Origin of the sequence: Synechococcus sp. MU1625 (assembly GCF_020514205.1) — a bacterium.
In the GTDB taxonomy this organism is placed as follows: domain Bacteria; phylum Cyanobacteriota; class Cyanobacteriia; order PCC-6307; family Cyanobiaceae; genus Parasynechococcus.
The window spans coordinates 93,193-109,008 of sequence record NZ_VTLA01000001.1 but is presented as its reverse complement, the minus strand read 5'-3'; the positions used below and the strand labels follow the sequence as shown (position 1 = coordinate 109,008).

Genomic DNA, 15,816 nt, shown 5'->3' with positions numbered 1-15,816 from the left:
ACCGCTGTGGCTCACACTGAGAAGGCTTGAGCTCGAGTCTTGGTCGCCTCCGCCCCCCTCGCCACTAACGCCACCGCCCAGCCCCAGCGGGGCAGCTACTGGATCACCACCTTTGGCTGCCAAATGAACAAGGCGGATTCCGAACGGATGGCGGGAATCCTGGAGGCCATGGGCTACCGGGAGGCGTCGGCCGAACTGGATGCCGATCTGGTGCTCTACAACACCTGCACCATCCGGGACAACGCCGAGCAGAAGGTGTACAGCTACCTCGGCAGACAGGCCCAGAGAAAACGCAGCAACCCCAATCTCACCCTGGTAGTGGCGGGCTGTGTTGCCCAGCAGGAGGGCGAATCACTGCTGCGGCGGGTGCCGGAGCTGGATCTGGTGATGGGACCGCAGCACGCGAATCGCCTCGAGACCCTGCTGCTTCAGGTGGACAGCGGCCAGCAGGTGGTCGCCACCGAAGACCATCACATCCTTGAAGACATCACCACCGCGCGACGGGACAGCAGCATCTGCGGCTGGGTGAACGTGATCTACGGCTGCAACGAACGTTGCACCTACTGCGTGGTGCCTTCGGTACGAGGCAAAGAACAATCGCGACTGCCCCAGGCGATCAAGCTGGAAATGGAGGGGCTCGCTGCCCAGGGCTACAAGGAGATCACGCTGCTGGGGCAAAACATCGATGCCTACGGCCGGGATCTGCCGGGCATCACCCCAGAAGGTCGCCGCCAGCACACCCTCACCGATCTGCTCCATCACGTCCACGACGTGGAGGGCCTTGAACGGATCCGCTTTGCCACCAGCCATCCGCGCTATTTCACCGAGCGGCTGATCGATGCCTGTGCCGACCTGACCAAGCTCTGTGAGCACTTTCATATTCCCTTCCAGAGCGGTGACAACGATGTTCTGCAGGCCATGGCCCGGGGCTACACCGTGGAGCGCTACCGGCGGATCATCGACCGCATCCGCGAACGCATGCCCGACGCCTCCCTCAGCGCTGATGTGATCGTCGCCTTCCCCGGCGAAACCGATGCGCAATACCGCCGTACCCTCGATCTGATCGAGGAGATCGGGTTCGACCAGGTGAACACGGCGGCCTATTCACCACGGCCCAACACCCCCGCCGCCAACTGGGACAACCAGCTGCCGGAGGAGGTGAAGGTGGAACGCCTGCGCGAGATCAATGCCCTGGTGGAACGCTGCGCCCGCCAGGCCAATGCCCGCTACGAGGGCCGAACCGAAGAAGTGCTGGCGGAAGGCATCAACCCCAAGGACCCATCGCAACTCATGGGGCGAACCCGCACCAATCGCCTGACCTTCTTCAGTGCCACCGGACCGGATGGTCACGTCTATGGAGCCGGCGATCTTGTGCAAGTACGCATTGATGCCGTTCGCTCCTTTTCACTCAGCGGTAGCCCCCTGCCCCGCTGAGCTCAACGCTGATACCTTTGGCGCTCCCACTGCTCAGGGGTCGCAGCAGCCATGCCGTCCAGTCCCATCACGGTCGGGCTCGTCTTTGGAGGCCGCTCTGGAGAACACGACGTGTCAATCCGATCTGCGGCGACCGTCGTTCGCGGCCTGCGCAGCGGACGGAACACAGATCGCTATGTCGTCCAGGCGATTTATATCGACCGTGATGGGCGCTGGTGGGGAACGGATCCCGCCGAGACGACCCTGGCCTCCGAAACCGCTCCGGAGCTCACACCGCCGCTGCCTCCCTCAGGATTCCAAGGATTCCCTGAGGGTTGCGATGCGGTCGACATCTGGTATCCGGTCCTGCATGGTCCCAATGGAGAGGACGGCACCATTCAGGGGTTGTTCCAGCTGACCGGCAAACCCTTCGTGGGTGCCGGAGTTCTTGGCTCAGCAGTGAGCATGGACAAACAAGCGATGAAGTCCGCTTTCGCCGGCGCCGGGCTGTCTCAAGTGCCCTACGTGTCGCTGCTGGCTTCCGAACTCGAGGAGCCCAACAGCCGATCCGCTCTCCTGGACCGGATTGAAACAGAACTGAATTACCCCTGCTTCGTGAAGCCGGCCAATCTTGGTTCCTCTGTGGGCATCAGCAAGGTCCGTTCGCGCCAGGAACTAGAGGCTGGCCTCGACCAGGCAGCAGCGCTCGACCCAAGGCTGGTGGTGGAGCAGGGCGTCAACGCCAGGGAAGTGGAATGCGCCGTGCTGGGGGGGCGCACGCTCGAGGCGTCGGTGGTCGGCGAGGTTCGTTTTGATGCGGACTGGTACGACTACGACACGAAATACACCGCTGGGCGCAGCACCACATTGATCCCAGCTCCCCTGCCCGATCAAGTGAGTGACCGCATCCGTGCTCAGGCCTTGCAGGCTTGCGCTGCCGTTGGCGTCAACGGGATGGGTCGGGTGGATTTCTTCTACGACGACAGCACCGATCAGCTCTGGATCAACGAAATCAACACCCTGCCCGGCTTCACGGCACAAAGCATGTTCCCCATGCTCTGGGCGGCCAGTGGCGTAACACTCGACCAGTTGGTTCACCAACTGATCCAAACAGCAGGAGAATGAACGCAGCGTCCTTCGCCTGACCCATGAGCCACGGACTGCTCTGGTTTCCTCTACTGCTGGCCTTTGTGCTGCTGGCCTCGCTTGGATGGCTGGAACGGCGGCGCCAAAACCTGTTTCGTGCCTGGGCCGAAGGCTCGGAACTGGCCAAGCTCGACGGATGCGGTGGTGCCCGACTGAAAGACGGGGAACTGCACTGGAGCAGCTTTGAGGCCGGCAAGTTTCAGGATCAGGGCTCGTTTGATGTCTGCCGGCTCGAGCTTGTGGAACTGATGTCACTTGCCTCCGGTGATGCCCCCCTGACGGATGAATCCCAGGGGCGCTGTCGACTGCGACTCATCGGCAAAGACCTGCAGATGGATGTTCCCTTCTCCGACGCCGACCGCGCTCGCAGCTGGGGTGAGCAATTAATGGCCCGGGCCCGGTGCGACCTTTGAGCCGGGTCATCAGCAAACACAAAGCATCTGAACGGCCCATCTCAGCCCAGATGGCCCGTCGCAGGGAATTGCGCCGTCAACGGCGCCTGACCCTGTTGGTTCAGTTTTGGCGCCTCGTGGCCATGCTTGTTCTCAGCGGAGGATTCGCTTGGATCCTGCTGCGCCATGGCTGGACCCTGCCTGGCCCTGAGGCGGTGATCCTGGAGGGTGGCGCTGCCCTTGAGACGGACCAAGTCGTCGAGGCGGCCAATCTGCGCTTTCCCCAACCCCTACTGGAGGTCAGTCCCAGGACGCTTGAACAACAGCTGATGCGTTCCCTGCCGGTGCGCAGCGCTCAGGTGGAGCGCCAGATGCTGCCCGCTAGCCTCATCGTCAACCTGAAGCCACAGATCCCAATCGCCCAGGCTGTGCGTCAGGGTCCCGCTGGGCGGGAACGAGGCTTGTTAGATGCCAAAGGGCAGTGGATGAGCCTGAATGACGCATCACCGCAGCCGCTCACAAAAATCTTGGTGCGCGGTTGGAACGAACAGCAACGCGGCTATGTCGCTGAGCTGTTGCAACAACGGGATCGCTTCGAGGGGATGCTGAAAACCATCGTGGTGCACCCCGACGGAGACATCAGCCTTGTCACAACGAGCCTGGGCAGGATTGATCTCGGAGGCGAACCAGCCCTGCTCAACACCCAGATCGAGACGATCATCCACCTCAACAACACGTTGCCGGAGCATCTACGCCAAGCCCGGAAAAGCAGTCTTGATCTCAGCGATCCCGACCGTCCGGAACTGCAATTAGCGAATCCACCCGTCCCCCAGAACGCCAATTCGCAACCCTGAGACCAGAGCGTTGAAAATCTGGAGACCACAACCTCAGCGCCTGGTTTGTGATCTGTTGAAGCCAGGACAGGGCTTCAGGGACATAATGCAACGCAACCAACTGGTTCAGCCTCGACGATGGAGATGGTGAGCGGCTCAGGGTCCTACACGGCAGCTGGAATCCAGCCCAGCCAATCCGCCCGCATCGAGGTCATTGGCGTTGGTGGGGGCGGCAGCAATGCTGTCAACCGCATGATCCTTAGCGATCTTGAGGGTGTTGGCTATCGCGTTCTGAACACGGATGCCCAGGCTCTGATCCAATCCCAGGCCCAGCAACGGCTACAGCTCGGGCAAACTCTGACCCGGGGACTCGGCGCCGGGGGCAACCCCACCATCGGTCAGAAAGCAGCCGAAGAATCCCGCACTGATCTGCACGACGCACTGCAGGGAGCTGACCTGGTGTTCATCGCCGCAGGTATGGGCGGTGGAACCGGAACTGGAGCCGCACCTGTGGTGGCTGAGGTTGCCCGGGAAGTCGGGGCTCTCACCGTTGGCATCGTGACCAAGCCATTCAGTTTCGAGGGCCGCCGTCGCATGCGTCAGGCCGACGAAGGAATCACTCGATTGGCAGAGCATGTGGACACCCTGATCGTGATTCCCAATGACCGGCTGCGGGAGGCCATCGGCGGAGCACCTCTTCAAGAGGCATTCCGCAGTGCAGATGATGTCCTACGGATGGGCGTCAAAGGCATCAGTGACATCATCACGTGCCCCGGCCTGGTGAATGTTGACTTCGCGGACGTTCGCTCCGTGATGACCGAGGCAGGTACAGCACTGTTGGGCATCGGCATCGGTTCTGGCCGGTCCAGAGCCGTGGAGGCAGCCCAGGCTGCGATCGCAAGTCCACTGCTGGAAACAGAGCGCATCGATGGGGCCAAAGGCTGTGTGATCAACATCAGCGGCGGCAAGGACATGACCCTGGAGGACATGACCACCGCTTCAGAAGTCATCTACGACGTCGTTGATCCGGAGGCGAACATCATCGTGGGCGCCGTGGTGGATGAAGCGCTCGAAGGAGAGATTCACGTCACGGTGATCGCCACAGGATTCGATAACAAGCAGCCCTACCGCAGTGAGCGCAGCCGCTCCATGCCAGCCATGGCGACTCAAGCGGAACCTGAAGAGAACGGCGCCAGAATCCCTGAATTCCTGCGTCGCCGTCAGCAGCAGAACAACAGCTCCGATTGAAAGTCCCTAGGAATCTGACTCTCAATCGAGCGGTCTGAAAGTGGTGACCCGGAATCCACGCCTGCCCTGAGCATCCCGTGTGGCTGCTCCCTTCCGGTTCTGACCAGATTTGGGCGTCGGAGCCGCATGGGTCCGAGTCGGCAGAATGCTAGCAATGAGCCCCCGAGGGGTTCTCAAGCTGCATGCGTCCTTCTGATCTGACCCGCTTCAAGCAGAAGGGCCACCCCATCGCCGTGCTCACTGCATGGGACAGCCTCTCTGCGTCTCTCGCAGAAGCAGCCGGTGCCGATGTGGTGCTGATTGGCGATTCACTGGCCATGGTGGCGCTGGGCCATGCCACAACACTCCCTGTGAGCCTGGATCAGATGCTCCATCACACGCAGGCGGTGGCGCGGGGATTGACAGCCATGCCGGCCGATCAACCCCTGCTGGTCTGCGACCTCCCCTTTCTCAGCTACCAGTGCGGCGAAGACCGTGCCGTAGCGGCTGCAGGCCGACTGCTGAAGGAGTCCAGTGCTGCCGCAGTGAAGCTGGAGGGAGCGGAGCCTGAGGTCGTGACCGTGATCGACCGACTGGTGCGGATGGGCATTCCCGTGATGGGGCACCTTGGCCTCACCCCACAGGCCGTGCATCGTCTGGGCTATCGCCGTCAGGCCACGGATGCCATCAGCCAAGAGCGCCTGCTGGATCAGGCGCGCACTCTGGAACAGAAGGGTTGCTTCTCTCTGGTGCTGGAACATGTCCCGTCGGAGCTGGCGAGCAAGGTGCAACAAGCCCTGAGCATTCCCGTGATCGGCATAGGAGCTGGTGAGAGCTGCGATGGCCAGGTGCGCGTCACGGCAGACCTGCTGGGCCTAACAACAAAACAACCTCCGTTCAGTCCGGCCCTTGTGGATGGGCGCCAACTGTTCATTGAGGCGTTGAAGGGGTGGGTCAACCAGACCCGGAACCAAACTCCACCCATCACAGGAAAGACCCATGACAATCAATAATTCCAATCAGAGCCTAAAAAGCCGCGCGCCACAAGGGCTTCGACTGATGCGAAACCTGGAGATGAGTGGCTGAGTGATTAGAAGAATCGATGCGGTTGCAAGTGAGTTGCAAACGAGACATTCGTTCAGCTTCGGTACCGCCAGCCGGCTGTGGTGGTGCCGCACCGATGGTGAAGTACAGGACCGACGCCGTTGTGGACTAATAAATGCCAGCAAGAACGTCAGGTGTTGTGAGCCCGGGAAGTATCAGTCAGTGGGCTGACACTTCAGATGATCTCTTTACGGCCAGCCTTGATTTTCTCCCTGGCTGTAAGCAGGCCATAGACGAGCAACCCGAGAAGAGCGATGTTCATGCCAATGAAAAACATCATGTCCATGATCTTGTGGCAACTTGTTCCTTGATAGGCAGGAGATGCAAGCCGGCCTATCCGTCAGAAAACTCATTTCAACCCCTGGATCGCCATTGAAGGTTGAGGCATCCACCAGTCCCCCTGCTCAACATGAGCGCCGCCAACGATCAAGAAGTGCCCGCGGCGGACGCGGAGGAAGAGGGCTGCAAGCTTGACGACGAGGTTGCTGGGATCCACGAACACCGAACCCCTTGGTACGCCCATACAAACAGCCACGACTCATGGGGCCGGTGGCAACGGTCATCCGTACCTCCGTTGCCTGCTCTCGATTTTTAAAATCCAAGGGTCTGACAGCTGAGCTGCAACCAGACAGTTGAACTATCTCTGGTTCTGAGGGGTTCCGGAGATTTTTTATTTGCTTCCCCATGGATCAAGCTGAAATCAACAATTGGATCTCCATCGCTGAGAGCATGGAAGCCAAGGGCGATACGGAGAGCTGGTTTTACCTTCGCGCTCGCGCAATTGCTGACGGCAAGGCGGATCCCATGCCTAATATTTCAGAGTTGATGGGTGATCCTGCTTGATCTGCCTGACCAGATGATGCACTGCAACGCCAGGCAAAAGATGTGCACTAGTCGAAATTTTCTCTAGTGGAACCAACTCTTGTTGATCCCTACCTGATTACCGATCAGTGATAGGAGACTTTTATCGAGACCTGATTCGGCTGATTTAAGCGTTTGGGGAGACGCGGGCGAGGGAACCCGCGAACATTCCGCCTCCCAAGCGCTTGCAGTGGTGCTGGCGCCCAGCTCATCTTCACAGCCAACTTGAGGAGATTTGGCTAGTGATTAATGCCTAATTTGGTGCATTTGATACCCAGCGAGGGTTCGCCTGTCAGCGAAGATTGTTTCGAAGGCAGTGGTGCCTTCAATACGTCGTTTGGGGGTGGGCTGAGGGGCCTACCTCTTTTTTTTGGCATGCTCCGCGAAGTTGTCATTCAGACGTGTCTCGCCCAAGTCGCTGATACCAGTCGCAACAGCAGCCTCTTGTTCATCAGCTCAATGGATATGACTGACTTTTGGCCTTAGCAGTCCTCTCCGAAACCTCTTCCCACCACAGAATCACCTCAATCAGCACCTGATTGCTGACAGCCATTCCTTCGGGGTCGGTGAGGCACCAACGACCTGCCCGCTGCTGCAGCCATCCACGCTCAACGAACGGCTGCCAGCGACGGACCAGTGCATCGGCATCAAAGCCATGCAGCGTCACCCCTTCCCGGCGCCGCAGCCCCACCAACAATTGGTCATCCAGTGGAAGACCAACCTCGGCGACGTTTTCCTCAGGACGGCTGTCGAGCCATGCCGCGTAGGCAGCCCGTGTGCGTGGTCGCGCCAAGCGCTCCCCCCAGGGCGCTGATGTCGCTCCCATTCCAAATCCCCACCAACCGGCACCGCTCCAATACACCCGGTTGTGACGTGAGGCATGGCCAGGCCGGGCATGGTTGGAAATCTCGTAACGGCTGAGGCCTGCAGCAGCCAGCCGATGCGTGGTTAGGTCCATCAGCGCAACGGCGAGGTCGTCATCCGGAAGTTTCAGCGCGCCAAGTGTGCGTTGACGATCAAACACGGTGCCCGGTTCCACCGAAAGGTCGTAGATCGAGAGATGGGGGGCCTGACTGGCAATGGCCTGATCCAACTGCTCCTCCCACGCGGCCACGGTCTGACCTGGCAGGTTCTGAATGAGGTCGAGACTCCAGGACTGGAGGACTCCGTCGCGCCGGGCCTGCACCAGCCAGTCGATCGACGCCTGAAGGTCGTGCTGCCGATGCCGCCGCCCCAGCTGTTCGAGCACCGAGTCGTCAAAGCTCTGCCCTCCCAAGCTGATGCGATTCACCCCAAGGGAGAGAACCGCAGACAGCTGCGCGCAGTCAAAGGTGGCCGGATCCATTTCCAGGGTGATTTCCGCACCGGGCTGAAGCCCGAACTTTTCCGCCAAGGCGTCGAGCAGTGCAGCGATCTGATCCGGACACAAGAGCGATGGCGTCCCGCCACCGATGTAGACCGTGGACAGGGGCGGACCGACTGGGGCAGCAGCGATTTCGCGATGCAGAAGGCTCAGGTACTCGCGGATGGAGCGACTGCCAGGCCCCTGGTCGGCACGGGCTTGATCCCCCAAGGGAACAACCGCGAAATCACAGTAGTAACAGCGCCGGTGGCAGAAGGGAATGTGGAGATAAGCGCTGCGGGGAGGGATGGGATAGGGCATGCTTCTGGCATCCGGATTGAGCTGCCACGACCTGAACCCATGGTGGATCCGCTCATCCTTCTTCTGTTCGTGGTCTCCGGTGCAGCCGCCGGATGGATGGGAGTTCATCTGCTTCCAGACGGACTGGTCACCGAAACCACTGATGCCGAACGGCTCCGGCTGATTCTCAGCGGGTCGGGAGGCGGCATCGGAGTCATTGCCGGCTTGGTGTTTCAAAGGCTCCGGGTGCGCTTGATGCAGCAAGTGCGCACCATGCCCACCGATCTTTTGGTGAGCCGGGCTGTCGGCCTGATCCTCGGGCTGCTGGTCGCCAATCTGCTGCTGTTGCCCGTTCTGCTGCTTCCGTTCTCCGGGGGAATTGCCCTGCTCAAACCGCTGCTGGCAGTGGTGAGCAATGTCTTTTTCGGGATTCTGGGAAGCAACCTGGCGGAGGTGCATGGCCGCACGCTGCTGCGCCTGTTCAATCCCGCCAGCACGGAAGCCCTGCTGGTGGCCGATGGGGTGCTCACCCCAGCCACGGCCAAGATCCTCGATACCAGCGTGATCATCGATGGTCGGATCCGCGGAATGCTTGCGTGCGGCTTGCTGGAAGGACAAGTGATCGTCGCTGAATCAGTCATCGATGAAATGCAGCAGCTGTCGGATTCCACCAATGTTGAGAAACGGGCCAAGGGCCGGCGCGGATTGAAGCTGCTGAAAGATCTACGGGAGACCTACGGGCGACGGCTTGTGATCAACAGCACCCGTTACGACGGGAAGGGAACAGACGACCGTCTGCTGCAGCTGGCCTCTGACACGGGCGGAACCCTGGTAACCGCAGACTTCAACCTGGCGCAGGTCGCCCAGGTGAAAGAACTGAAGGTGATGAATCTGAGTGAGCTGGTGATCGCGTTGCGGCCTGAGGTGCAACCCGGCGATGAACTCAAACTCAAGATCGTGCGTGAGGGCAAGGAGGAGAGCCAGGGCGTCGGCTATCTCGACGACGGAACGATGGTGGTGGTCAACGATGCAAAATCGCTGATCGGCCAACGCAAGCCTGTGGTGGTGACTGGTGCCCTGCAAACGCCAACGGGTCGGATGGTGTTCGCCCGTCTGGACTCCAAAGATGCAACAACCGACACCAAGACTTCAACCAAATCGAAAAGTCAGGGAAAACCGGCCAAAACCAGCCACCGCAAGCCCGCTGACCCCGGCTAGGCTCGCCTCACCGCGATGGTGGAGATGACAACTTCGGCCCCGTACTACGGCGACAGCGCCGTGATGCGCACACCACCTCCCGACCTTCCGTCCCTCCTACTCAAGGAGCGGATCGTTTACTTGGGCTTGCCCTTGTTCTCTGACGACGATGCCAAGCGTCAGATGGGAATCGATGTCACTGAGCTGATCATTGCTCAGCTGCTCTTTCTGGAATTCGACAACCCAGAAAAGCCGATTTACTTCTATATCAACTCCACGGGAACCAGCTGGTACTCAGGAGAAGCGATCGGCTTCGAGACCGAAGCCTTCGCCATCTGCGACACCCTCCGCTACGTCAAACCCCCGGTGCACACCATCTGCATCGGTCAAGCCATGGGTACGGCAGCGGTGATCCTTTCAGCAGGAACAAAAGGCCAACGGGCTGCTCTGCCCCACTCCTCCATCGTTCTGCACCAGCCCCGCAGCGGTGCCCGCGGCCAAGCCACGGACATCCAGATCCGGGCCAAGGAAGTGCTGCACAACAAGCAGGCCATGCTTGAAATCCTTTCCACCAACACCGGAAGATCCGTGGAGGAGCTGAGTAAGGACTCCGACCGGATGAGCTACCTGACACCCCAACAAGCCGTCGAGTACGGACTCATCGACCGCGTGCTCAGTAGCCGCAAAGAACTGCCCGGCAATACCTCCGTCTGACTAGCTCCGTCTGACTAGCTCCGTCTGACTAGCTCCGTCTGACTAGCGGCATCTGATCCGCCCCACTTGCACCCACTTTTCAGCGTCCTGAACCATGCCGATCGGTACTCCCAGCGTTCCTTACCGCCTCCCAGGCAGCCAGATGGAGCGCTGGGTCGACATCTACACCCGTCTTGGAGTGGAGCGGATCCTCTTCCTTGGCTCTGAAGTCAATGACGGCATCGCCAACAGCCTCGTGGCCCAGATGCTCTATCTCGACTCAGAAGACAGCAGCAAGCCGATTTACCTGTACATCAACTCCCCCGGCGGCTCCGTCACAGCTGGACTCGCGATCTACGACACCATTCAGTACGTCAAGAGCGAAGTCGTCACCATCTGCGTCGGCCTCGCCGCATCCATGGGTGCCTTCCTCCTGGCGGCCGGAACGAAAGGCAAACGTGTCGCTTTGCCCCACAGCAGGATCATGATTCACCAGCCCCTTGGCGGCACCAGCCGGCGCCAGGCCAGTGACATCGAAATCGAGGCACGAGAGATCCTGCGGATGAAGGAGATGCTCAACCAATCCTTGGCTGACATGAGTGGGCAGAGCTTCGAAAAGATTGAGAAGGACACTGACAGGGACTACTTCCTCAGCGCCGAGGAAGCCAAGGAATACGGGCTCATCGACCGCGTGATCTCACACCCCAACGAAGCCTGATCGGAACGGGGCAGGCCACTGCGTAAGCTCGTCCACTGCACTGTTGCGCAAGCCCGCCCCGGATGGCCCAGCTTTTCTACGACTCCGACGCCGATCTCGGTCTGCTGAATGGCAAGACCGTGGCCATCATTGGTTATGGCTCCCAGGGTCATGCCCACGCCCTGAACTTGAAGGACTCAGGGGTCGATGTGGTTGTGGGCCTCTATGACGGCAGCCGGTCGGCCGAGAAAGCCAAAGCCGATGGACTTGAGGTTCTGAGCGTGGCCGATGCCTCTGCCAAGGCCGACTGGATCATGGTCTTGCTGCCTGACGAGTTCCAGAAGGACGTCTACGAGAAAGAAATCGCACCCCACCTCAATGCAGGCAAGGTGCTCAGCTTCGCTCACGGCTTCAACATCCGCTTCGAGCTGATCAAACCCCCTGCCGATGTGGACGTGGTGATGATCGCCCCGAAGGGCCCAGGCCACACCGTGCGCTGGGAATATCAGAACGGTCAGGGTGTTCCTGCCCTGTTCGCGATCGAACAAGACGCGTCCGGTAACGCACGGGGCCTGGCCATGGCCTACGCCAAAGGCATCGGCGGCACCCGTGCCGGCATCCTGGAAACCAACTTCAAGGAAGAGACCGAAACAGATTTGTTCGGTGAGCAGGCTGTGCTCTGCGGCGGTCTGTCCGAACTGGTCAAGGCAGGCTTCGAAACCCTCGTGGAAGCTGGATACCAGCCCGAACTGGCTTACTTCGAGTGCATGCACGAGGTGAAGCTGATCGTGGATCTGATGGTGAAGGGAGGACTGACCTCCATGCGCGATTCGATCTCCAACACCGCGGAATACGGCGACTACGTCAGCGGCCCCCGGCTGATCACCGCCGACACCAAAGCCGAGATGAAACGCGTTCTGGCTGACATCCAGGACGGCACCTTCGCCAAGAACTTCGTAGCCGAGTGCGAAGCCGGCAAGCCCGAAATGAAAAAGGTGCGCGACCGTGATGCACAGCATCCGATTGAGAAGGTGGGCAAGGGACTCCGCTCGATGTTCAGCTGGTTAAAGGACGCCTGATTCAGCGCGAACACTGATCGCCCGGTGGGATCTCACTCCAGCACTCACCACACCCCCCGCTCTGCTGCCTTTTCGGTAGTGAGCGGGGCTTTTTGTTGGCTCCTGAGCGGTCCCCGCCAATGAACTCAGGAGCGATGGGAAGCCTGCTGATCCTCGGGGCAGCCCTCTTGGATCAGCTGATCGGTGACCCGAGCCGGATGCTCCATCCCGTGGTGGTGATGGGCTGGTGGATCCGGCAGCTGCGGTGCAGGGTCGAGCAATGGGCTGGGGAGCATCCCATCAAGCTGCGCTTTGGGGGTGGACTGATCACCTTGATCCTGGTGCCTGGCAGCGCCCTTGCGGGCTGGTGCGTGGAGCGCCTGCTCTGGCTTCCCTCCCCATGGCAGTGGCTTGGCATCGCAGTTGTGACCCTGAGCCTTGCCAGCGCCCTGGCGGCCCGCAGCCTGACGGACAGCGTGCTGGCGGTACTGAACGCCCTTCCGCCATCGGCAGATGGCAACCTCGAACCGGCACGCCAGAAGCTGGGCTGGATCGTTGGACGAGACGTGCAGAACTTGGATCAAGCTGGGCTGCTCCGAGCTGCAGCCGAAACAGCCTCAGAAAACGCTGTAGATGGCGTGTTCGCACCGTTGTTCTGGATGGGCATCGGTGCGTTGCTCTGGATGGGCATGCCCTCAGGCCCAGGACCACTTGCTCTGGCCTGGGCCTTCAAGGCCAGCAGCACGCTCGATTCCATGCTCGGCTATCGCACGGGTCGCCTGCGCTGGCTGGGAACGGCGGGTGCACGCCTGGATGATCTGCTCACCTGGCTGCCCTGCCGTCTGGTCATGCTGACGTTGCCCCTCGTCTGTCCTCCATGGACGCGCTGGGCGCAACGGGTGCTCTTAGCGGAACGGGATGGAGCGGCAGACCCATCACCGAATGCAGGTCGCTCAGAAGCTATTTACGCCCACTGCATCGGGATCCAACTTGGCGGGGAAAACCGTTATGGAGAGCGCCGGGTTCTGAAACCGGTGCTTGGGGCTGGCCAGCCAACGGCCAACGTGCACCTCGTCAGATGTGTGCTCAACGCATCAGGGCGTCTTGAGACCCTCTGGCTGAGTACTTTTGTGATCAGCCAGCTGGTGATCACTCTCTAAACACCTTTCAGCAGGAATCAATCAATAAGCGCCCCGATCCATCGGCAGAAGCAACACACCAAACGTGCGCAGGATGATGGCGAGATCCAGGCTGAACGAACGACCACGCGCGTAGGCCAGATCGAGCTTGACGCGTTTCTTGTAGCTCAGATTGTTACGACCGCTCACTTGCCAAAGCCCCGTCAAGCCTGGACGAACTGAAGCAACTTCATCCATGTATGGGCCATAACGGCTGAGTTCCTGATCAACGATGGGGCGAGGGCCGACCACACTCATCTCACCGCACAGGACATTCAAAAACTGCGGCAGCTCATCGAGACTCGATCGGCGAAGGAAACGACCCAAGGGAGTAATCCGGGGATCACGCTTCAGCTTGAAGTCACGCTCAAACTCAGCCCGCAGCGATGGATCCGCCTCCAGAACGCGGGCCAAAACAGCATCGGCATCGGCGCGCATGGTGCGGAACTTGATGCAGCCGAAACGTTGGTAACCCCGGCCCACCCGACGCTGGGTGTAGAACACCGGGCCGGGCGAACTGAACTTGACCAAGCCAGCCAGGAGCAGCAGCACTGGGGAGCCCAGGCCGAGAACGGCCAGAGAAAAAACGATGTCTCCAGTGCGCTTGAACACTCGGCCCCACCGGTTCTGATGGCGAATCAGAGCGACAGCCGGCAGAGCCGAGGGGGGAGCTGAGATCAGCGCAAGATGGGGCTTGTACTTGCCGCGGCGCGCAGGACGTCCTGCTGTCTGAAGCAAAGAGGGCCGAGAGGCCGAGGTCAAAGGCTCAACCTGGGACTCACCACACTCAACGTCACAGGCGGAGTCCTGGCATCTCCGCGGGGTCACTCGCTGCAACGTCACAGCCGCGGCGATGGGCCTGCCAGGCCGCTTGCAGAGCAGATTCAAAGCGTGCGGCGAATGCTTCGGGCCTAAAGCGCTCGGCCCACTGACGGATGGCTTCCGAATCGAAGGAACGCCAGATCCGGCCTTGCTCAAACCACTCCACAGCCTGAACAAGCGACTCGACGGTCTGCTCGGGGAAGAGCACCCCTGTGGGCTCCCTCACCCCGGCCGCTGCACAACGCACCGTGTCCAACAAACCACCACGCCCCAAGCCGATCACCGGAGCGCCAGCGGCCATCGCTTCAACAGGAGCAATGCCGAAATCCTCAAGCCCGGCATAAACAAACCCGCGACATCGGGACATGAGCTCCTCCACCTGTGGCCCGGACTGGCAGCCCAGCAAGGTGACGGTTGGCCCTGCCAGGGCCTCCAGCCGAGCACGCTCCGGCCCGTCCCCGACCACAAGGAGCGGCAGTCCCAACCGGTTAAAGGCTTCCACCACCAAATCCACCCGCTTGTAAGGGACCAAACGGCACAAGCAGAGGTAAACATCGTCCCGAGCTGCATCCCAGCGAAAACGATTCACCTCCACGGGTGGATGGATCACGCTGGCCTCCCGCCGCCAATACTTGCGAATTCGGCGTGCTGTGAAACGGGAATTGGCAATCAGGTGATCCACACGCTGAGCACTGAGTTGATCCCACTGGCGCAGGGCATGCAGCTGCCAGCGAATCAAGGGCCCGAGGCCGCGCCGCGCCAGCGCCGAGCGCTGCAGATAAGCGTGCATCTGATCCCAGGCGTAACGAACCGGTGTATGCACATAACTGATGTGCAACTGCTCCGGCCCGGTCAGCACACCTTTGGCCACCAGGTGGCTGCTGCTGATCACCAGCTCAGCTGCGCCGAGATCGATCTGTTCCACAGCAAAAGGCAACAGAGGCAGGTACTGCTGCACATGGCTACGCCCCCAAGGCAGGCCTTGAATCGGGCTAGTCAAGACGGATCGGCCCTGCAACCAACTGCCAGACCGGCAGGATTCGGCATCAATTAGGGCGGCCAGCTGTGGCTCGCAGCCGCGGCATTGCAGCAGGGAATCGATCGCCTCAACAACACGTTCAGCTCCGCCGACCGAGCGTGGTGAGAACCACTCGTGTACCAGAGCGATCCGCTGCGGGAATTGGTCTGAAGCCGAGGGCATCCAGCCGGAATGATACGAACGATACGAAGTCTCTCAGCTGATTGCAGGACCCTGCCGAGGTCACGATGCTGGTCCACATGTCCATGTCCAGCACGAACCTCACCATCAACATCCTCCTGGAGGAGGCGTTGAACGAACCGGACATCGGCACGACGAGCCGGTTCCGTTGGCATGCAACAGCAGTTGGGATCGCTGCGCTCTGCATTGACAGTGCTCCACCATCAACACCCCCCTTTGAGGATGCACTCAAAGAGGGGCTCAATGTGGGCCTCGATCTCAGCCGAGAGGAACGAGAGTTCCATCAAGTGGAACAGGGATTGGTGCTCTTGTTCCATTCCTAGAAAGATCAACT

At 60.4% G+C, this 15,816-nt stretch carries 16 protein-coding genes and 1 other RNA gene; 13 read left to right on the top strand and 4 right to left on the bottom strand.

Annotation, left to right across the window (positions count from 1 at the left end; translation table 11 throughout):
* The first annotated feature begins 39 nt into the window (after nucleotides 1-39).
* The 5 genes from miaB to ftsZ all read left to right on the top strand — a co-directional run bounded on the left by miaB (nucleotide 40) and on the right by ftsZ (nucleotide 5,032).
* The gene (gene miaB, locus FZX13_RS00650) at nucleotides 40-1,434 is read left to right on the top strand and encodes a tRNA (N6-isopentenyl adenosine(37)-C2)-methylthiotransferase MiaB (protein WP_226406395.1); all 1,395 of its coding nucleotides are present in this window, start codon (nucleotides 40-42) and stop codon (nucleotides 1,432-1,434) included.
* A gap of 51 nt (nucleotides 1,435-1,485) precedes the next feature.
* Nucleotides 1,486-2,538, top strand: coding sequence for a D-alanine--D-alanine ligase family protein (locus FZX13_RS00645; protein WP_226406393.1), 1,053 nt, complete (start codon nucleotides 1,486-1,488; stop codon nucleotides 2,536-2,538).
* Between the two features lie 23 nt (nucleotides 2,539-2,561).
* Nucleotides 2,562-2,972 (top strand): hypothetical protein, encoded by a 411-nt coding sequence (locus FZX13_RS00640; RefSeq protein ID WP_226397868.1) that lies wholly within the window; start codon nucleotides 2,562-2,564, stop codon nucleotides 2,970-2,972.
* 50 nt (nucleotides 2,973-3,022) lie between these two features.
* Nucleotides 3,023-3,805 carry a cell division protein FtsQ/DivIB gene (locus FZX13_RS00635; RefSeq protein WP_226406391.1) on the top strand — a complete coding sequence of 261 codons (783 nt, stop codon included), beginning with the start codon at nucleotides 3,023-3,025 and terminating at the stop codon, nucleotides 3,803-3,805.
* A 117-nt stretch (nucleotides 3,806-3,922) separates the two neighbouring features.
* Nucleotides 3,923-5,032: a cell division protein FtsZ gene (gene ftsZ, locus FZX13_RS00630; protein WP_115023773.1), complete on the top strand. Its 1,110-nt coding sequence runs from the start codon at nucleotides 3,923-3,925 to the stop codon at nucleotides 5,030-5,032.
* A gap of 42 nt (nucleotides 5,033-5,074) precedes the next feature.
* Here the strand turns inward: ftsZ and ffs are convergent.
* Nucleotides 5,075-5,171: signal recognition particle sRNA small type (gene ffs, locus FZX13_RS00625), an RNA gene on the bottom strand.
* Nucleotides 5,172-5,214: 43 nt separating this feature from the next.
* Here ffs and panB point away from each other — a divergent pair.
* Together panB and FZX13_RS00615 are read left to right on the top strand one after the other, a co-directional pair.
* A complete protein-coding gene (gene panB, locus FZX13_RS00620; RefSeq protein ID WP_226406389.1) occupies nucleotides 5,215-6,024 on the top strand; it encodes a 3-methyl-2-oxobutanoate hydroxymethyltransferase in 810 nt (269 codons plus the stop codon).
* Nucleotides 6,025-6,799: 775 nt separating this feature from the next.
* Nucleotides 6,800-6,958, top strand: a complete 159-nt coding sequence (locus FZX13_RS00615; protein ID WP_170951066.1) for a hypothetical protein — start codon at nucleotides 6,800-6,802, stop codon at nucleotides 6,956-6,958.
* Nucleotides 6,959-7,427: 469 nt separating this feature from the next.
* Here the strand turns inward: FZX13_RS00615 and hemW are convergent, their stop codons facing one another.
* Nucleotides 7,428-8,639 carry a radical SAM family heme chaperone HemW gene (gene hemW, locus FZX13_RS00610; RefSeq protein ID WP_226406387.1) on the bottom strand — a complete coding sequence of 404 codons (1,212 nt, stop codon included), beginning with the start codon at nucleotides 8,637-8,639 and terminating at the stop codon, nucleotides 7,428-7,430.
* A 39-nt stretch (nucleotides 8,640-8,678) separates the two neighbouring features.
* Here hemW and FZX13_RS00605 point away from each other — a divergent pair, with 39 nt between their 5' ends.
* From FZX13_RS00605 to cbiB, 5 genes are all read left to right on the top strand, one after another.
* Entirely contained in the window at nucleotides 8,679-9,836 is a 1,158-nt protein-coding gene (locus FZX13_RS00605) for a PIN/TRAM domain-containing protein (protein ID WP_115023779.1), read from the top strand.
* 24 nt (nucleotides 9,837-9,860) lie between these two features.
* Nucleotides 9,861-10,529, top strand: coding sequence for an ATP-dependent Clp protease proteolytic subunit (locus tag FZX13_RS00600; protein WP_115024307.1), 669 nt, complete (start codon nucleotides 9,861-9,863; stop codon nucleotides 10,527-10,529).
* A gap of 94 nt (nucleotides 10,530-10,623) precedes the next feature.
* The gene (locus FZX13_RS00595; RefSeq protein ID WP_115023781.1) at nucleotides 10,624-11,226 is read left to right on the top strand and encodes an ATP-dependent Clp protease proteolytic subunit; all 603 of its coding nucleotides are present in this window, start codon (nucleotides 10,624-10,626) and stop codon (nucleotides 11,224-11,226) included.
* A gap of 62 nt (nucleotides 11,227-11,288) precedes the next feature.
* Nucleotides 11,289-12,284 (top strand): ketol-acid reductoisomerase, encoded by a 996-nt coding sequence (gene ilvC, locus FZX13_RS00590; RefSeq protein WP_115023782.1) that lies wholly within the window; start codon nucleotides 11,289-11,291, stop codon nucleotides 12,282-12,284.
* Between the two features lie 119 nt (nucleotides 12,285-12,403).
* Nucleotides 12,404-13,423, top strand: coding sequence for an adenosylcobinamide-phosphate synthase CbiB (cbiB, locus tag FZX13_RS00585; RefSeq protein WP_226406385.1), 1,020 nt, complete (start codon nucleotides 12,404-12,406; stop codon nucleotides 13,421-13,423).
* 21 nt (nucleotides 13,424-13,444) lie between these two features.
* Here cbiB and FZX13_RS00580 read toward each other — a convergent pair whose 3' ends face one another.
* Together FZX13_RS00580 and FZX13_RS00575 are read right to left on the bottom strand one after the other, a co-directional pair.
* Nucleotides 13,445-14,203 carry a sugar transferase gene (locus tag FZX13_RS00580; protein ID WP_226406383.1) on the bottom strand — a complete coding sequence of 253 codons (759 nt, stop codon included), beginning with the start codon at nucleotides 14,201-14,203 and terminating at the stop codon, nucleotides 13,445-13,447.
* A gap of 31 nt (nucleotides 14,204-14,234) precedes the next feature.
* Nucleotides 14,235-15,464 (bottom strand): glycosyltransferase, encoded by a 1,230-nt coding sequence (locus FZX13_RS00575; protein ID WP_226406381.1) that lies wholly within the window; start codon nucleotides 15,462-15,464, stop codon nucleotides 14,235-14,237.
* An 83-nt stretch (nucleotides 15,465-15,547) separates the two neighbouring features.
* On the opposite strand from FZX13_RS00575, the gene FZX13_RS00570 reads away from it, so the two are divergent.
* Nucleotides 15,548-15,805: a hypothetical protein gene (locus FZX13_RS00570; protein ID WP_226406380.1), complete on the top strand. Its 258-nt coding sequence runs from the start codon at nucleotides 15,548-15,550 to the stop codon at nucleotides 15,803-15,805.
* The last annotated feature ends 11 nt before the right edge of the window (nucleotides 15,806-15,816 follow it).